Genomic DNA, 15,331 nt, shown 5'->3' on the forward strand with positions numbered 1-15,331 from the left:
AGTAAGATTTACCTTTTTATTTGCTAGGTAATAGAGATTGATGGGATACAGTTCAGCACTGCCCTATAGGAAACCTTATAATACCAAGGGCTATGAGAAGCCGCGAGAATTGATGAGGTGATAGGGGCGGAAATCCATCAGGGCTAGAGGCAATAATATTGCCTCATAAAAAAGCCGGATATATGGCTGCAATGTACTCTATTTCAATGATCAAAATTGTCTTGCAATAGGAGAGGGTCCATATATGGTATTATGAAAACCAAATTGTCATATATCTTAAAATCACCAAACAAAAATGCCGGTCATCCTAAGATGACCGGCATTTGCATGACCAATGAGTTAATAATAACTACATGTTTGGATAGTTGGGACCACCCGCGCCTTCAGGCGTAACCCAAGTGATATTTTGGCTCGGATCTTTAATATCACAGGTTTTACAGTGAACACAGTTTTGACCATTGATTTGGAAACGCTGCTCACCGTTGTCTTCAATGATTTCATAAACGCCGGCAGGACAATAACGCTGTGCAGGTTCAGCCCATTTTTCCATATTAACAGTCAGCGGAATTGAAGCGTCTTTTAGCGTTAAGTGACAACGTTGATCTTCTTCATGATTAGTGTTTGATAAGAACACCGATGACAACTTATCAAAGCTCAGTTTGCCATCCGGTTTTGGATAGTTAATCTCTTGAGACTCACTCGCCAGCTTAAGCTGTGCGTGATCCAAGCTTTCATCTTTGATATTGAATGGCAGTTTACCGCCGAAGATGTTTTGGTCAACCATGTTGTAAGCACCACCCAAGGTCGTGCCGAACTTGTGCATAGCAGCACCAAAGTTACGTGAGCTATATAATTCTTCGTATAACCAAGATGACTCAAATGCAGCGGCATATTGAGACAACTCTGAAGCCGCTTCTTCACCTTTTGCTAACTCTTCTACAATCACATCGGCAGCAATCATGCCTGATTTCATTGCGGTGTGAGAGCCTTTAATTTTCGCAAAGTTTAGCGTACCAGCGTCACAACCAATTAATAAGCCACCTGGGAAGCTCATTTTAGATAACGAGTTTAAACCGCCTTTTGCGATAGCACGTGCACCATAAGAAACACGCGTACCACCATCTAGGTATTTAGCAATTTCAGGATGATGTTTATAGCGTTGGAATTCATCAAATGGGCTTAAATAAGGGTTCGAGTAATTCAAATCAACAATCAAACCACAAACAACTTGGTTATCTTCAATGTGATATAAGAAACCGCCACCTGTTGCGCCATTGTCTAATGGCCAACCAGCGGTATGCACTACTTTACCTTGCTGATGTTGATCGCTAGGAATAGTCCAAAGTTCTTTAATGCCTAGTCCATAATGTTGTGGGCTGCGACCTTCATTAAGATCAAAGCGCTCTTGTAGCTCTTTTCCTAGGTGTCCACGACAACCTTCAGCAAACAAGGTGTATTTAGCGTGTAGTTCCATGCCCGGCATATACGAATCTTTTTGCTCGCCACTTTCGCTGATACCCATGTCGCCAATTAAAATACCTTTAACTGACCCATCGTCATTATAAACGGTTTCAGCAGCAGCAAAACCTGGGAAGATTTCAACACCAAGCTGTTCAGCTTGCTCACCTAACCAGCGACACAAGTTACCCAAGCTAATAATGTAGTTGCCTTCGTTGTGCATAGTTTTAGGCACAAACATGTTAGGTACTTTAGTCGCCTTGGTTTCACTACCAAACATAAAGATGTCATCACCAGCCACTTCAGTATTAAGTGGTGCGCCTAACTCTTTCCAATTTGGGAATAACTCATTAAGTGCTTTCGGTTCAAATACCGCGCCAGAGAGAATATGAGCGCCAACTTCTGAGCCTTTTTCTACAACACAAACAGTAATTTCTTGTTCTTTCTCTTTTGCTGCTTGCATTAGACGACACGCGGCTGATAATCCTGCTGGACCTCCACCAACGATGACGACGTCAAACTCCATCGATTCACGTTCCATACTCTGCTCCTATCGCTATTATTCTTTTTACTATTGCTTTACTTTTTCTGTGTAACCACCGTTACTTTGACGGTCGATTATCGAGACAATACTTCGCTTGCTCAGTCGAAGATTGATTGTTTATTAACTATGAGTCTGCCAGAAAGTTTACGTGTACGTCAACTTTACGTTAGATTCTTTAACTTACAGAGAATTAAACAACCGTTTGAAACTTAGTGCAAGTTATATTTGTGATTTGATGAAGAAGATTAGTAAGTGGTTGTTTTTAAATAAGCTGATGCCAAGAGCTAATTGCCTGACGCAATGCCTGCTGAGCTGCTTTTTTACCAGTTAACTTGAGGTTTTTACTCAAATGAGACCATGAATGACGTTGTAATAATCGTTTTATTATTAATTGTTGTTCGTTGTTAGTTAATTGACTTAGCTTGACTGGCTGGCTCCAAATTCCTTTTTCAATCATAGCGTTAACCTGCTCAACAGGTCGATTACCACACACATAATAATCGATATTATTACGTTCAAATTCACCAAGTGTCGCAAAATCTTTACATGTCGCCATCAGTTTTACGACCAATTGACTAGATAACTCGCGATGAGCATCCGCCAAATCATATCTCAGCGCCTGAGAAAATTGTGCATTAGCCATATCAATCATCGATACTACCCGCGCATTAATAGGCTTTAACACCATCAAGGAATGAGTTCCACTCGCGCTATCGCGGCTAAATCCAAGTCGAACAGGCGTGTATTGCTGATTAATCCAAAATTGCGTGAGCTGGGCAGTCGCGCCGAAACTAGAACCTAGTACATCAAGACCTTGAATATGCGCCCATTTTGTTGCGTGATTATCTAATTGAGTCCCAATGCCTGAATGTTGCCACTGCGGATGCACCGCGATTCGCATCACTCGCCCATATTTATAACCACCAGCAGATTCAATACCCAACTGCCCTAATAACGATTGCGGTAATAAATGTCCCCGTAAGCGGCGCTCTCCTAACGATATTTGCTTAGCAAGTTCGTCAGGCAGCTCACCCTCGCGTAAAATCAAAGACGCCCCCACGATGTTGCCATCATAGGTCGCAACCAAAATGTGAAGGTTAGGCGCATCTAATAACTGCCTAAAATCTGACGGTGACGTTTGATAATGCGCAAGTACCAATAAGCCAAACAATTGCTCTAACAAATTATTATCTTGCGATAAATAAAACTGACTAAGCCATTGGTAATTAATACGTTCTTTGTCAAAAGAATAATGTGAACGCAAGTTCACAGCTTTAGAATTTAGTCCCAATAAGCGGTTACTTAGTCGTTCAACAGGATCGTTTTCCTGCCAACGTATTGGCTGATTGAGCTGACAGCGACGCATTTGCGGCGATATTTGTGCAAGCTCTGCTAAGAACTTAAGTACGAATCCTCGTCCAGTGCCTTCATAACCGTGAATGGTGGTAGAAAACACCAATCTAGAATAATGACTCGCTAAGTTACTGAGCATTGGCGCAGGAATCGCGGCCGCCTCATCCACCATCACTAAATCGGCTGTTGGCAAAGTTTGCACCAGCTCATCAGGAGCAATAAAGCACAAAGACTTATCATTCCAATGTAGCGTATTCTGAATTCTATTACTGCCATCAAGAAGGCGCATTGCGTGGAAAAATACACTATCAAGCGCAGCTGCTTTTGGCGCCGTAATGACAATGTTAGTTAACGAGTCTTGTAATAATTGAGCTGCGGCTATACCTAGTGCACTTGATTTTCCGCGGCCACGATCAGCATTAATGACCAGCGGTCGATTGCGATGACCTTTAGCGACATTGATTATTTGATTAACACATTCAGCTTGATCATTGGTGGCCAGTGGCGTCGGCACATCTTGTGTTTTCACAAGAGCAGGTATGTTCCATGACCATGATTGTGGGTTACTTTGCTCAATAATAATGGCGTCATTATCTGATTTTATTTCCCGCTGTAATCGCGTAATAAAATAATGATTTACTGACGTTCTCTCTTCCTGTGAGGCCACATAACGTAAGTAATCAGGATCATTAAATGCCTGCCATTCTTGCCAATGAGGAACAATGAGATAACACACGCCGCCGCCATTTAGCGCGCCAATAGCCTGCCCAAACGCATCAGGGTGAAAGCCACTATAAGCATTAAACACTAAGCTCTGATATTCACGTCCTAAGCTCAAGTGCGCTTTTTGCATTGCAATCGCATCATCATTGCCATCGCCCAACCACAACGTGTTATCGTCGTTCACCACATCATTAACAAGCTTACAGCCCCAACGTTCGTCACCACTAAGTACCACCAACTGACGGGCATTAGTCGTAGCAAATTCTTGAGAGAGTTGTATTAGCAATTGAGATAATGTCGGCAAAATGATGTTCTTGTTAGGCTCGTTAGATTAATTGATTCTATCGTTAAACGTATTATAACTGGAATATTTTTGATAGATTGGCGCCATTATATTTAAACAACTGTTTAGGATGACACTATGTTTTCATTAACCATTACACCGCGATTTTTAGAAACTGATGCCCTGGGTCATATTAACAATACCGTTTTTCCGATGTGGTTTGAGTCTGGTCGCGATCCTATTTTTATGTTTTTTACGCCAAACTTAGACGTCAATAATTGGAAACTAATGCTCGGTGGCATTAGCGTCAGCTATCATGCAGAAACCCATTTTGGCAGCGATGTAGAAATCAAAACCTTTATTACACGTATCGGCAATAGTTCTTTCGATATCTATCAAGAATGTTGGCAAAACGGCGTTAAAACCGCTAGCGGTAAGGCCGCCATGATCCATTACTGTCATAACGCCAAGAAGAGTGTGCCACTAACAGAAGAATTAAGAGAAAAACTACAGCAGCACATGCTTGAACCTAAATCAAACAGTTGAAACACGAATAATAGCGCAGCTCCTTGATTCGCCTTGCTATATGAAAAAATGACTCGTCACCAATAAGGTGACACCGCATTTCTTCATTACGCTAATCAAATCAGATAGCTACACTCTTATTTCCCGCCAACTGCTGAATCTAGGTTGAAGAATAATTTACTGAAAGTCTGTTTTTAAAATATCACCACTGCGACCTTGTTCAAAACTGACTAATAGCTGATTATCGGCAAAATCAAATCCGGCGATGTAGAACCACTTTCCTAGTGATCTCTCTTCGCCGCTAGTTAGTGAGCGCGCAAACATTTCGCTTTCAGCCCCATTCTGCTTGCGATAAATCAAGGTATCACCATCGATTTTAGCATCGACGCCATTTCCAAACGCCCATTCAAGTTTTACGTTTGTGGTGCGAGCAACCTCTTCTTCTTCAAACCACTGATAAATTTCTTTAGTGCCCTGTTCAACAAAGAATAATCGATTGCCTTTTGAGTCATTAAAGGCACCTTGCCAGCGCTCATTTGCCTTTGAAAATGATTTAGCGTCAAGGTGGTAATATCGCAACTGTGGCTGACCATTTACCAAAATAGAAACCGCCAATCGATTATCTGAAAGCCAACCTGTTGATATGGCAAACCCTTCTTCAACATTAATCGTTTCAACTGCGTTATTTGCTAGCGTTATTAACTCGATTTGTTTGCGCCCACCAATCAACAACGTTTTGCCATCCGGCGATACATCGAGATCACTAATTTGTGGCTCTGACTCGTAGTGCGTAATTTGTTGCAATTGTTTTGTTGTTTCATCACCTAAGAAAATTTGCGACGGCCCATTGCGTTTAGACAAGAAGAACCATTGATTAGATTCGTGAGCAAAGGTTGGGATCTTGTCATACACCGCTGAATTAAAAGTTCGCTTAACCGAGCCATCACCGATGTTAATCAACTCATTATCATTGTTCATTTGAAAGGACGTAAAATAATAATCACGGCCGTTAGGGAAACGAGAAAAATTATCTGCCACACGATTAGATGTACTAACCATTGACGATATCATGGTGCCGTCTAGGCGGCTCTGCACTAGCTCATGCGAAAATTCATTCGTTGTATTAATGACACTCTCACCGTCATGGTGCCAAATAGCGCGATTGATAAAGCGTGACCAACGGCCTTTATTCTCTAACGAATTAGTGACCAAATCTAATACATACATTGATGTATGGCAGCTTCCTTCATCGGCTGACAAAATTAACATTTTATTGCCGTCATTCGAAATATCGAATCCATAATTACCACTGCCTGTGGGATCTGGCTGCTTGATGAGCACCCGACTTTTATCATTTAACGAATAGCGATAAATCTGCATAGGGTCAAAACCTACTTGTCTAGCGGTGTAGATTATGGCGTTATCATCATCGACAAATTGCAGGTGTGACACGTATAGCGCGTCACACTTGCCCATAGATTCAACTTGCTCACTGCTGTTGCCAACGGTAAAACGCAATAATTGACAGGTCTGTTTAGGATAATCGGTAAAAACTAGCTGCTTACTGTCGCTTGACCACGTCATTTCAGATGAAATAACAATATCGTGTACCAAAGTTTCTTTCTCTGAACCATCAAGATGACGGATCCAAAGCTGAGCAATGTCATTGTGTGGATCATTACGTGTATACGCTAATAGCTGTTTATCAGGCGATACAAGAGGCGAAAACTCAACGCCAGAATGACGAGTCAGTGGTTGTAATTGCATACTGGCATAGGTTTTTGACTCACCCGTCGTCGATAACATCAACCAAATAGCTAATCCAACAATAAATATCGCAGACAAAGAGATAACAAATAATGATAAAGGTGATGCAGCAGGCTCATCTGACTTTTGACCATTGGTCACTAAACTGTCTTGTCTTGCGCAAGAGGCAATAAAGCAGTAACCCTGCTTAGGGATTGTTTTAATAAACTGCGGCGACTTGGGATTATCTTTTAATAACTGACGTAAATTAGCCACCATTTTATTAACGGCATTATCACTAACAATAACCCCCTGATTAACTTCATTAATGATTTGGTCACGACTAACGACTTGATTGGCATGTTCAATAAATAACATCAGCAAGGCATGCTGTTTAGGTTCAAGCGATATCTCATTACCTTCAACAATTATTAAAGGGAGTTGGCTATCAACTACTAAGTCTTGAATATGGATATATCGCATTGATTTAACTTTTAATTAAAAAACGGATTTTATTATCTATGGCAAAGAAAAAACCGTCAACAGCTAATCAAACGGATAAATTTCGCTCAATTTTGACAAAAATCCCAAGTTCTTCACCTTTTTTCACTGCTTCACCACGACTTTATTCCTCGGCCAGCCAAAAATGACGCCATCACCAACAAGGAATACGTGGAACACCTATGAACTATTTATTGAGTATCACCCGTAGCGAATTACTACGAAAACGATTAACCAACTTACTGCAAACAATGATCGCCTTTTTATTCATTGTGCCAACAACGGTAATGGCCGCTACGTCTTATCAATTAAGCAAGCAATCTACAGCCCCGACTATTGACGGCAAGCTCGATGAGCCAATGTGGAAACTAGCAACCAAGGTGGAGCTAGCTTATGAAAATCAACCAGGCAATGGAGTAGCTGCCAAGGTAAAAACAACAGGCTATATCTATCAAGATGGTGAATCTCTGCATATTGCAATGATTGCTTATGATAAACACCCTGAGAAAATTAGAGGAGCACTGCGAGATCATGACAAAATTTGGCGTGACGACAACATGGGGATTATTCTCGATACCTTTAATGACGAACGCAGTGGTTATTTATTCTTTGTTAATCCTAAAGGCGCCCAATCAGATGAACGCATCAATGACGACAATGGCTGGCGTGAAGACGATGCGTGGGATGCCATCTGGTATAGCGCCGCACGTGTCACTGATGACGGCTGGGTAGCTGAAATTAGCATTCCCTTTAAAGCGCTACGCTTTAAAGACAATCAAGACACCCAGCAATGGGGCTTTACTTTATGGCGAAATCAGCCACGCGAAGTTCGCCGCCAATTTGGTAGCTATCAATCTAATCGTGATTCAACGTGTTCGCTATGTCTTTACAACAAACTTAATGGCTTTGAGGGCATAAAAGCAGGCAAAAACATTCAAGTCACCCCGACAGCGACAATAAAGCGCAGCGATAGTAAGCCAACCTCAAATGACCCATGGTCAAATGTAAAAACAGAGCAAGAGTTAGGATTAGATTTACGCTGGGGGATCACGCAAAATAGCGTATTGAATGCCACATTAAACCCCGACTTTTCACAAGTTGAAGCAGACTCAACCGATCTAGACATTAATACCAGTTTTGCGCTTTATACGCGTGAAAAGCGCCCGTTTTTCCTCGACGGTGCCGATAACTTTAAAACGAGCCGTCTCAATCTCGTGCATACACGAAACATTAATCAGCCAGACTATGGCGTAAAGCTCACCGGCCAATTAGGGCAACATACCTACGGCATCCTAAACGCTAAAGATCAACAAACTAACTTTTTACTCCCTTCTGCTCAAGGCTCTCGCAATATCACCTTGACTGAAAATAATGGCGCTTTAAGCAGTCAAAACGCCCTTATTCGTTACAAAAACGATATGGGTAATCGCAACAACATAGGTTTACTTGTCAGTCGTCGACAAGCTGACGGCTATAGCAATACCGTTGTTAGTGGTGATGGTAATCATTGGTTCGATAAGCAAAGTAGTCTGCAATATCAGGTCGCATTTTCTGACAGCAACAACAGCGCTATCGTCAGGAAAGGCTTCGATGTAGAGACACAACAAAAAGATCATGCCATTGATGTCTATTACAGTCATTCGCAAAAGGATTACAACTATTATGCAGGCTACCAAGATATCGGTACCGACTTTCGTGCAGATCTAGGTTTCATTGGGCAAGTTGATTACAAACAACTGCAATTGGGCGGTGGCAGAACCTATTACAACGATGATAATAAAGAAGACTTTGTCAATCGCTATGGTTTTTTCAGCAACACCCAGTATTCTCAAAACCAAGCAGGTGAAAAGCTTGGCCATAACATTGATATTCGCGGGTTTGCTAACGGTAAAATGCAATCATTCGCAAATTTTGGTTTCATGAATAACGAAACTCGACATGACAATCAATTTAACCGCGATGGTGGCGAGTTATACAACAACACTCAATTTGTAAGCTATTCAAGCATTACGCCCTTGTCATCGCTGAAACTACAATTTTTTACCCGCATCGGCAAACAGCTCGATTATGCGAACGCGCAGCTTGGCACTCAATTTTATTTACACAGTACAATCAATTACCAATATAACGAGCACCTTGCCGTTACCTTTAACAACTATTTCAACCAATTAGATGTTGATGAAACTCATGTCGTCATTGAAGGTAAAAACAAGAAAATCGCCTCAGGTCAGCTATATCGTGCTAGCAAAAGCAATCTTAATCTCGCCTATCAGTTTGATCAAAAAAATCAGCTAAAACTCATTGTTCAATACTCAGATATCAAACGAAATCCTCTGCTATACAAAGCAAATTATGACAGCAATACCGAGAATGATTACCTAGCTAAAACCCGAAACTTTTCAACACAATTACTTTATACCTATAAAGTAAACCCACAGTCATTAATTTATGTTGGTTACTCTGATGGTGGTTATCAACCAGCAGACGACAATTCGTTGCACCGTGATCGCCGTACCTTTTTTGCTAAATTTAGCTACGCATGGCAAGGCTAATCGTAATTAACTAAACGTCCCAGCGGCACATGCCCTTGATATCCACTTGGGCGCCCAGTTTGTTGTAGAAATTGATAGCACGCGTGTTGTCTTTTTCTACTTCCCAACGAATGCGGTTAGCGCCACCAGCAACACAAACCTCACTGAGCTTAGACATTAACTGCTGACCAACGCGTTGACTTCGGTATTTATCCCACACAAATAAATCATCTAAATTCATGTAAGTAACGCCACGCCAAATTGAATAATTCCAAGTGTAAGTGCAATATCCAGCAATATCACCATCTACTTCAGCTAACAAAACACCAAATTTAGAATTACCTTCAAAACCTGACTGCTTTCTTTCTGGCTATATCAGGGGGGATCGCTGTGCAGTATAGCGGCCTAAAAAAAACAAAATCAATCAAATAGAGTAATCATCAACCGTTACATGAACAAAGTTCATGATTCGATGAAGTAAAATCAATTTTATTCATGTAATGAACCACGTATAAATCACAATTAACGCTAAACAATACTGCCGTTAACCGCCACGAGCTGCACTCGTTATTTACTGAATAAGCAAGTAGATAACGCCGGAAATAGGAAATCTAACGACCATGAATAAAGACTTTGCATTTAACATCAAAAACATTTGTTTCGATGAAAACTACCAACCATCAGACAGCACGCGCATTACCACTAACTTTGCCAACTTGGCGCGTGGCACTAGCCGTCAAGCAAACCTGCGTAAAACCTTAAAGATGATTAACAATAGTTTTAATGCAATGGCTCATTGGGATAATCCTAATGGCGATCGCTATTGCGTAGAACTTGATATCATTTCTGTTGAAATGGATATTGAAGGTGGCGACAAAGCGTTTCCATCCATTGAAATATTAAAAACCAATATCATCGATCACAAAACAAACAAGCATATTGAAGGCATTGTCGGTAATAATTTTTCTTCTTATGTGAGAGATTATGATTTCAGTGTTTTACTATTAGATCACAATAAAGATCAGGCGACGTTTAGCATTCCAAATAATTTTGGTGATCTCCATGGAAAGCTTTTTCAAAATTTCGTTAACTCGACGACTTATAAAGAGAATTTCAATAAGCCTCCTGTAATATGCCTCAGCGTATCTGACAATAAAGTCTATCGCCGCACCGAGAATGAACACCCAGTATTGGGTGTGGAATACACACCAAACGAGTCGTCACTGACTGAGCAATATTTCAAAAAAATGGGATTACAGGTGCGGTATTTCATGCCACCAAACAGTGTTGCGCCATTTGCTTTCTACTTCTTTGGCGACCTATTAGCTGACTACACAAACCTTGAACTCATTAGCACGATTAGCACCATGGGCACTTTTCAAAAAATCTATCGTCCTGAAATCTATAACGCCAATGCAACCGCTGGAAAGTGCTACCAGCCCAATTTAAAGAACTTGGATCATTCATTGACACAAATCGTTTATGACCGAGAAGAACGTAGCCAATTAGCCATTGAGCAAGGTAAACGTGCCGAAGAACAATTTATTAAGCCATATCAAACTGTACTTGAGCAGTGGTCAGCTAACTTCGCCTAACCATAAACGATAAGACATTATTCACTATGAAAAAATTATTACCTACCTCAACAGCAGGCAGTTTGCCAAAACCTTCTTGGTTGGCTGAGCCAGAAACACTATGGTCACCATGGAAATTAGCAGGCGATGAACTCATAGATGGCAAGAAAGACGCATTGCGTTTGTCTTTGCATGACCAACAACAAGCCGGCACTGATATTGTCAGTGATGGAGAACAAACACGCCAACACTTCGTAACGACCTTTATTGAACACCTCAATGGTGTTGATTTTGAACAACGAAAAACAGTTAAGATTAGAGATCGCTACGATGCTAGCGTGCCGACAGTTGTCGGTTCGGTTAGCCGCCAAAAGTCAGTATTTGTCGAAGACGCAAAGTTCTTACGCCAACAAACTGATAAACCAATTAAATGGGCACTTCCGGGTCCGATGACTATGATAGATACCTTGTACAATGATCATTACAAGAGTCGTGAAAAACTGGCCTGGGAATTCGCTATCATTCTTAACCAAGAAGCGAAAGAACTCGAAGCCGCTGGTGTTGATATCATTCAATTTGACGAACCGGCGTTTAATGTCTTCTTTAATGAGGTCAATGACTGGGGTATCGCAACACTCGAACGAGCCATTGAAGGACTAAAGTGCGAGACGGCCGTTCATATTTGCTATGGCTACGGCATCAAAGCCAATACAGATTGGAAAAAGACATTAGGCACCGAATGGCGACAATACGAAGAAGCCTTTCCTAAACTCCAACAATCGAATATTGATATTATTTCACTAGAGTGTCACAACTCTCATGTGCCTATTGATTTACTTGAGTTAATTCGTGGTAAGAAAGTCATGGTTGGCGCTATTGATGTGGCAACCCATACCATAGAAACCCCAGAGGAAGTCGCTGACACGTTAAGAAAAGCGCTGGAATTTGTTGATGCCGACAAGCTCTATCCATGTACCAATTGCGGTATGGCACCGCTTCCACGAGAAGTAGCCACCGCTAAACTCAATGCGTTAAGTGCAGGTGCTGAAATCATCCGCCAAGAACTGTCGAACTAGCACGACAATGATTTGTATGGGTTGTGCCACAACAACCCATACACGATATATCGATTACAAGAATAACTGCCCCAACATACGCACGCCGGTTATCAATAAAACAACCGCAAAAATCTTCTTTAACTTCCCTGCATCTAACTTAGCGGCCAATGTCGCGCCAACAGGTGCAAACAATACGGTTAACGGCACAATGCACGCAAATGCAATAACATTTACCAAGCCAAATGTACCCACAGGCGCATCAACTGGCGTTGTACCTATTGCTAACATTGTTAACGCGCCTGGCAGTGAAATAATGAGTCCAATAGCCGCCGCCGTTCCAACTGCTTTGTGAGTCGGATAATTATAAATCGACAATAACGGCACTGAAATAGTACCGCCACCAATGCCAACCATAGCACTAAAAAAGCCAACTAACGTTGCCATTAAACTTTGTCCAGCTGAATTAGGAAGCTGTTGAAAAAATGCAGGTTTATTAGTTCTTAACAACATATTTAATGCCGATAAAGTAGCGATAATGCCAAACAATAGCGTCAATAGTGTGCCCTCGACGCGAGTGACTAACCAACTACCCGCCAACACGCCAATAAAGATAAACAGCGCCCAGCGTGTTAATAATTCAAAATCAACATTGCCCTTGTGATGATGAGAGCGAATCGAACTAATAGAGGTCGGTACTATAGTCGCTAACGACGTTGCTGTTGCCACCAACATGGCTGACTCTGGTGACACCCCAAAACTTTGAAATAAGAAAAACAACACCGGAACAATAACGATGCCACCACCGACACCTAACAAACCAGCAAGAATGCCAGCAAAGATACCTGTTGCAACTAATGCTAAAAATGTCGATAAATTACTGGATACAAATTCAATGATATTCATTTAATGATTACTTCTATTTCTGATAGTTAAGATTTATGCGATTAAAGCATAGACAGTTATTTAATGAATAATAGTGATTTAATTTCACTATCCAATGAACAAAATTCATTGTTTGGAAAAACTGCCGCCTATTAACTCGCTAATAAATAACAGTAAATTTAATGAATAATTCGTATAAATGACTAACAGCACTCATTAAGTTCCAATTAACTCATTGATATTTAATTGAATAAATAAGTGGTACTATCGTTGCTAATAAAACAATTCAATGTATTAACCTGTAAGTTGTTTATAAGGATTATCTATGCAACCCACAACTACAGCGCCTCAACAAGGTGCCATGCGCTCGGTTTGGCTAATTAGTCAATTTGAGCTCACTCGATTATTTTTAACCAAACGTGGTGCCGTATTATTAGCTGCCTTTGCCATCGTGTGGTTTTTGATTCTTAAATACCCTGTTTCTTATTCTGTTGGCATTCTTGCCAATGAAAGCTTTGGTGACAACATCACTATGTTTTCAAGCCAACTGAATCTCGACTACCTATTACAATGGGCCTATTCAGAAGTCGCTGTTTATTGGTTGTTTGCAATATTCATTTTTCCATTCATTGCCGTGTTAATGACATCCGATCAAACAGCGTCTGACGCAACACGCGGCACTATCCGGTTCTTGCTACTACGTACTTCACGCAATCAATTATTATTTGGCCGCTTTATTGGTCAACTTATTATTATCAGTATCTTAATTGCGTTAACCATGTTTGCTGCCTTTGCGATGGGGGTTTGGAGAGAGCCAAGTTTAGCATTAGCTGCTATACCACAATTGCTATTAGTCGCCAGTAACCTAGTACTCGTTTGTTTACCATTCATCGCGTTGATGGCACTGTTTAATTCATGGATCCAATCTTCAAAACTAAGTGTTGTCTTCACCATCATCTTGTTGCCAATAGTCACTGGAATTATCAGCTGGCTCTCTGGTCATATATCGGTGCTTGAACATTTGCTTATGGCAATTCCTGGTGTTCAATTAACTGATACCGTTCAAATGGCAAGCTTTCAATATTCTTCAATTACAATTCCACTCGTTCAAACCGCTGCCTACCTTGGCTTAGCGCAATTCGTTTTAACAAGGAAAGCACTATGAGTACATTAATTAGCTGTCAAAACGTCAATAAGTTTTTTGGTTCAAAGCAAGCACTTAAAAACGTAAGTTTTGAACTGAACGTGGGTGAAACAACGGCATTAGTTGGCCCGAATGGCGCAGGTAAAACTACGCTATTTAGCATCCTGTGTAATTACCATTTACCAAGCTCTGGTGACGTTTCTATTTTTGGGGAAAAACCAGGAAGTACCGCACTTGTCGGTCGCGTCGGCGCACTGCCGCAAGATGCTCAACTCGACCCGCGATTCGCTATTAAACACCAACTAGAGCTATACGCTAAACTCCAAGGCTTTAGTAAAAAAGAAGCCCAAAGTGAATGCTTACGCGTACTAGAACGTGTTGAGTTATCACAGGTGTTAAATGAGCGCCCTGCCGCACTCAGCCACGGTATGCGCAAACGCGTTACCATCGCACAAGCACTTATTGGTAGTCCTGAATTAGTCATGCTCGACGAGCCAACCGCAGGATTAGATCCAGCTAATGCACGTAATATTCGTCAATTAGTAATGGATTTATCAGGTGATGCGAGCTTTATTATTAGCTCACATAACCTCGATGAATTAGAGCGCTTATGTTCAACCGTACTGTTGTTGGAACAAGGAAACTTATCGCAACAAGAAATCGGGCAGCAAACGGCGAATAACCAGCAAAGTATTACGTTATTACTTGAACCGACAGAACTAGCGGCTACCGAATTATTAACATCAATTCAAGGTGTTAAAGGTATCGAGATGGTAAACAAGCAAGAGTTTATCGTGAAATATGATGCGTTCAACTCACCCACTTTCGATATTGAATTAATCCAAGGGCTACAACAGCACGGATTACAATATCGTCAATTAACAAAAGGGTTATCGTTAGAGCAGCAATTGTTTGCATAGCGCTCTCTAGAGTGGTGATGTCATTCGCCACTCTTCAACTTTACAATACCATCACATTGCAAATGCGCTATTCACTAACTAGTCTTAAT

10 protein-coding genes and 1 pseudogene are annotated in these 15,331 nt (G+C 41.1%); 6 read left to right on the forward strand and 5 right to left on the reverse strand.

Features of this window, described 5'->3' with window-relative positions:
* Positions 1-349 precede the first annotated feature (349 nt).
* The gene (locus ACMAZF_RS19040) at positions 350-1,999 is read right to left on the reverse strand and encodes an electron transfer flavoprotein-ubiquinone oxidoreductase (RefSeq protein WP_435275280.1); all 1,650 of its coding nucleotides are present in this window, start codon (positions 1,997-1,999) and stop codon (positions 350-352) included.
* Between the two features lie 265 nt (positions 2,000-2,264).
* Positions 2,265-4,382, reverse strand: a complete 2,118-nt coding sequence (locus tag ACMAZF_RS19045) for a tRNA(Met) cytidine acetyltransferase TmcA (protein ID WP_435275281.1) — start codon at positions 4,380-4,382, stop codon at positions 2,265-2,267.
* A 117-nt stretch (positions 4,383-4,499) separates the two neighbouring features.
* On the opposite strand from ACMAZF_RS19045, the gene ACMAZF_RS19050 reads away from it, so the two are divergent.
* Positions 4,500-4,907, forward strand: a complete 408-nt coding sequence (locus ACMAZF_RS19050) for an acyl-CoA thioesterase (protein ID WP_435275282.1) — start codon at positions 4,500-4,502, stop codon at positions 4,905-4,907.
* A gap of 156 nt (positions 4,908-5,063) precedes the next feature.
* Here the strand turns inward: ACMAZF_RS19050 and ACMAZF_RS19055 are convergent, their stop codons facing one another.
* Positions 5,064-7,115, reverse strand: a complete 2,052-nt coding sequence (locus ACMAZF_RS19055; RefSeq protein ID WP_435275283.1) for a winged helix-turn-helix domain-containing protein — start codon at positions 7,113-7,115, stop codon at positions 5,064-5,066.
* Positions 7,116-7,315: 200 nt separating this feature from the next.
* On the opposite strand from ACMAZF_RS19055, the gene ACMAZF_RS19060 reads away from it, so the two are divergent.
* Entirely contained in the window at positions 7,316-9,685 is a 2,370-nt protein-coding gene (locus ACMAZF_RS19060) for a DUF5916 domain-containing protein (RefSeq protein WP_435275284.1), read from the forward strand.
* A gap of 10 nt (positions 9,686-9,695) precedes the next feature.
* Here ACMAZF_RS19060 and ACMAZF_RS19065 read toward each other — a convergent pair.
* Positions 9,696-9,989: pseudogene (locus ACMAZF_RS19065) on the reverse strand (GNAT family N-acetyltransferase); the annotation flags it as partial.
* A gap of 295 nt (positions 9,990-10,284) precedes the next feature.
* Here ACMAZF_RS19065 and ACMAZF_RS19070 point away from each other — a divergent pair.
* Together ACMAZF_RS19070 and ACMAZF_RS19075 are read left to right on the forward strand one after the other, a co-directional pair.
* A complete protein-coding gene (locus ACMAZF_RS19070; protein WP_435275285.1) occupies positions 10,285-11,259 on the forward strand; it encodes a DUF1852 domain-containing protein in 975 nt (324 codons plus the stop codon).
* Between the two features lie 26 nt (positions 11,260-11,285).
* Complete coding sequence (locus ACMAZF_RS19075) at positions 11,286-12,314, forward strand: methionine synthase (RefSeq protein ID WP_435275286.1); 1,029 nt, start codon at positions 11,286-11,288, stop codon at positions 12,312-12,314.
* Between the two features lie 54 nt (positions 12,315-12,368).
* Here ACMAZF_RS19075 and ACMAZF_RS19080 read toward each other — a convergent pair whose 3' ends face one another.
* Complete coding sequence (locus tag ACMAZF_RS19080; protein WP_435275287.1) at positions 12,369-13,199, reverse strand: sulfite exporter TauE/SafE family protein; 831 nt, start codon at positions 13,197-13,199, stop codon at positions 12,369-12,371.
* Positions 13,200-13,503: 304 nt separating this feature from the next.
* On the opposite strand from ACMAZF_RS19080, the gene ACMAZF_RS19085 reads away from it, so the two are divergent.
* Together ACMAZF_RS19085 and ACMAZF_RS19090 are read left to right on the forward strand one after the other, a co-directional pair.
* On the forward strand, positions 13,504-14,343 hold the full coding sequence (locus ACMAZF_RS19085; RefSeq protein WP_435275288.1) for an ABC transporter permease subunit: 840 nt from the start codon (positions 13,504-13,506) through the stop codon (positions 14,341-14,343).
* A complete protein-coding gene (locus ACMAZF_RS19090; protein WP_435275289.1) occupies positions 14,340-15,242 on the forward strand; it encodes an ABC transporter ATP-binding protein in 903 nt (300 codons plus the stop codon). The genes ACMAZF_RS19085 and ACMAZF_RS19090 overlap by 4 nt, the downstream gene beginning before the upstream one ends.
* The last annotated feature ends 89 nt before the right edge of the window (positions 15,243-15,331 follow it).

Source organism: Psychrobium sp. nBUS_13 (genome assembly GCF_051201665.1).
Lineage (GTDB): Bacteria > Pseudomonadota > Gammaproteobacteria > Enterobacterales > Psychrobiaceae > Psychrobium.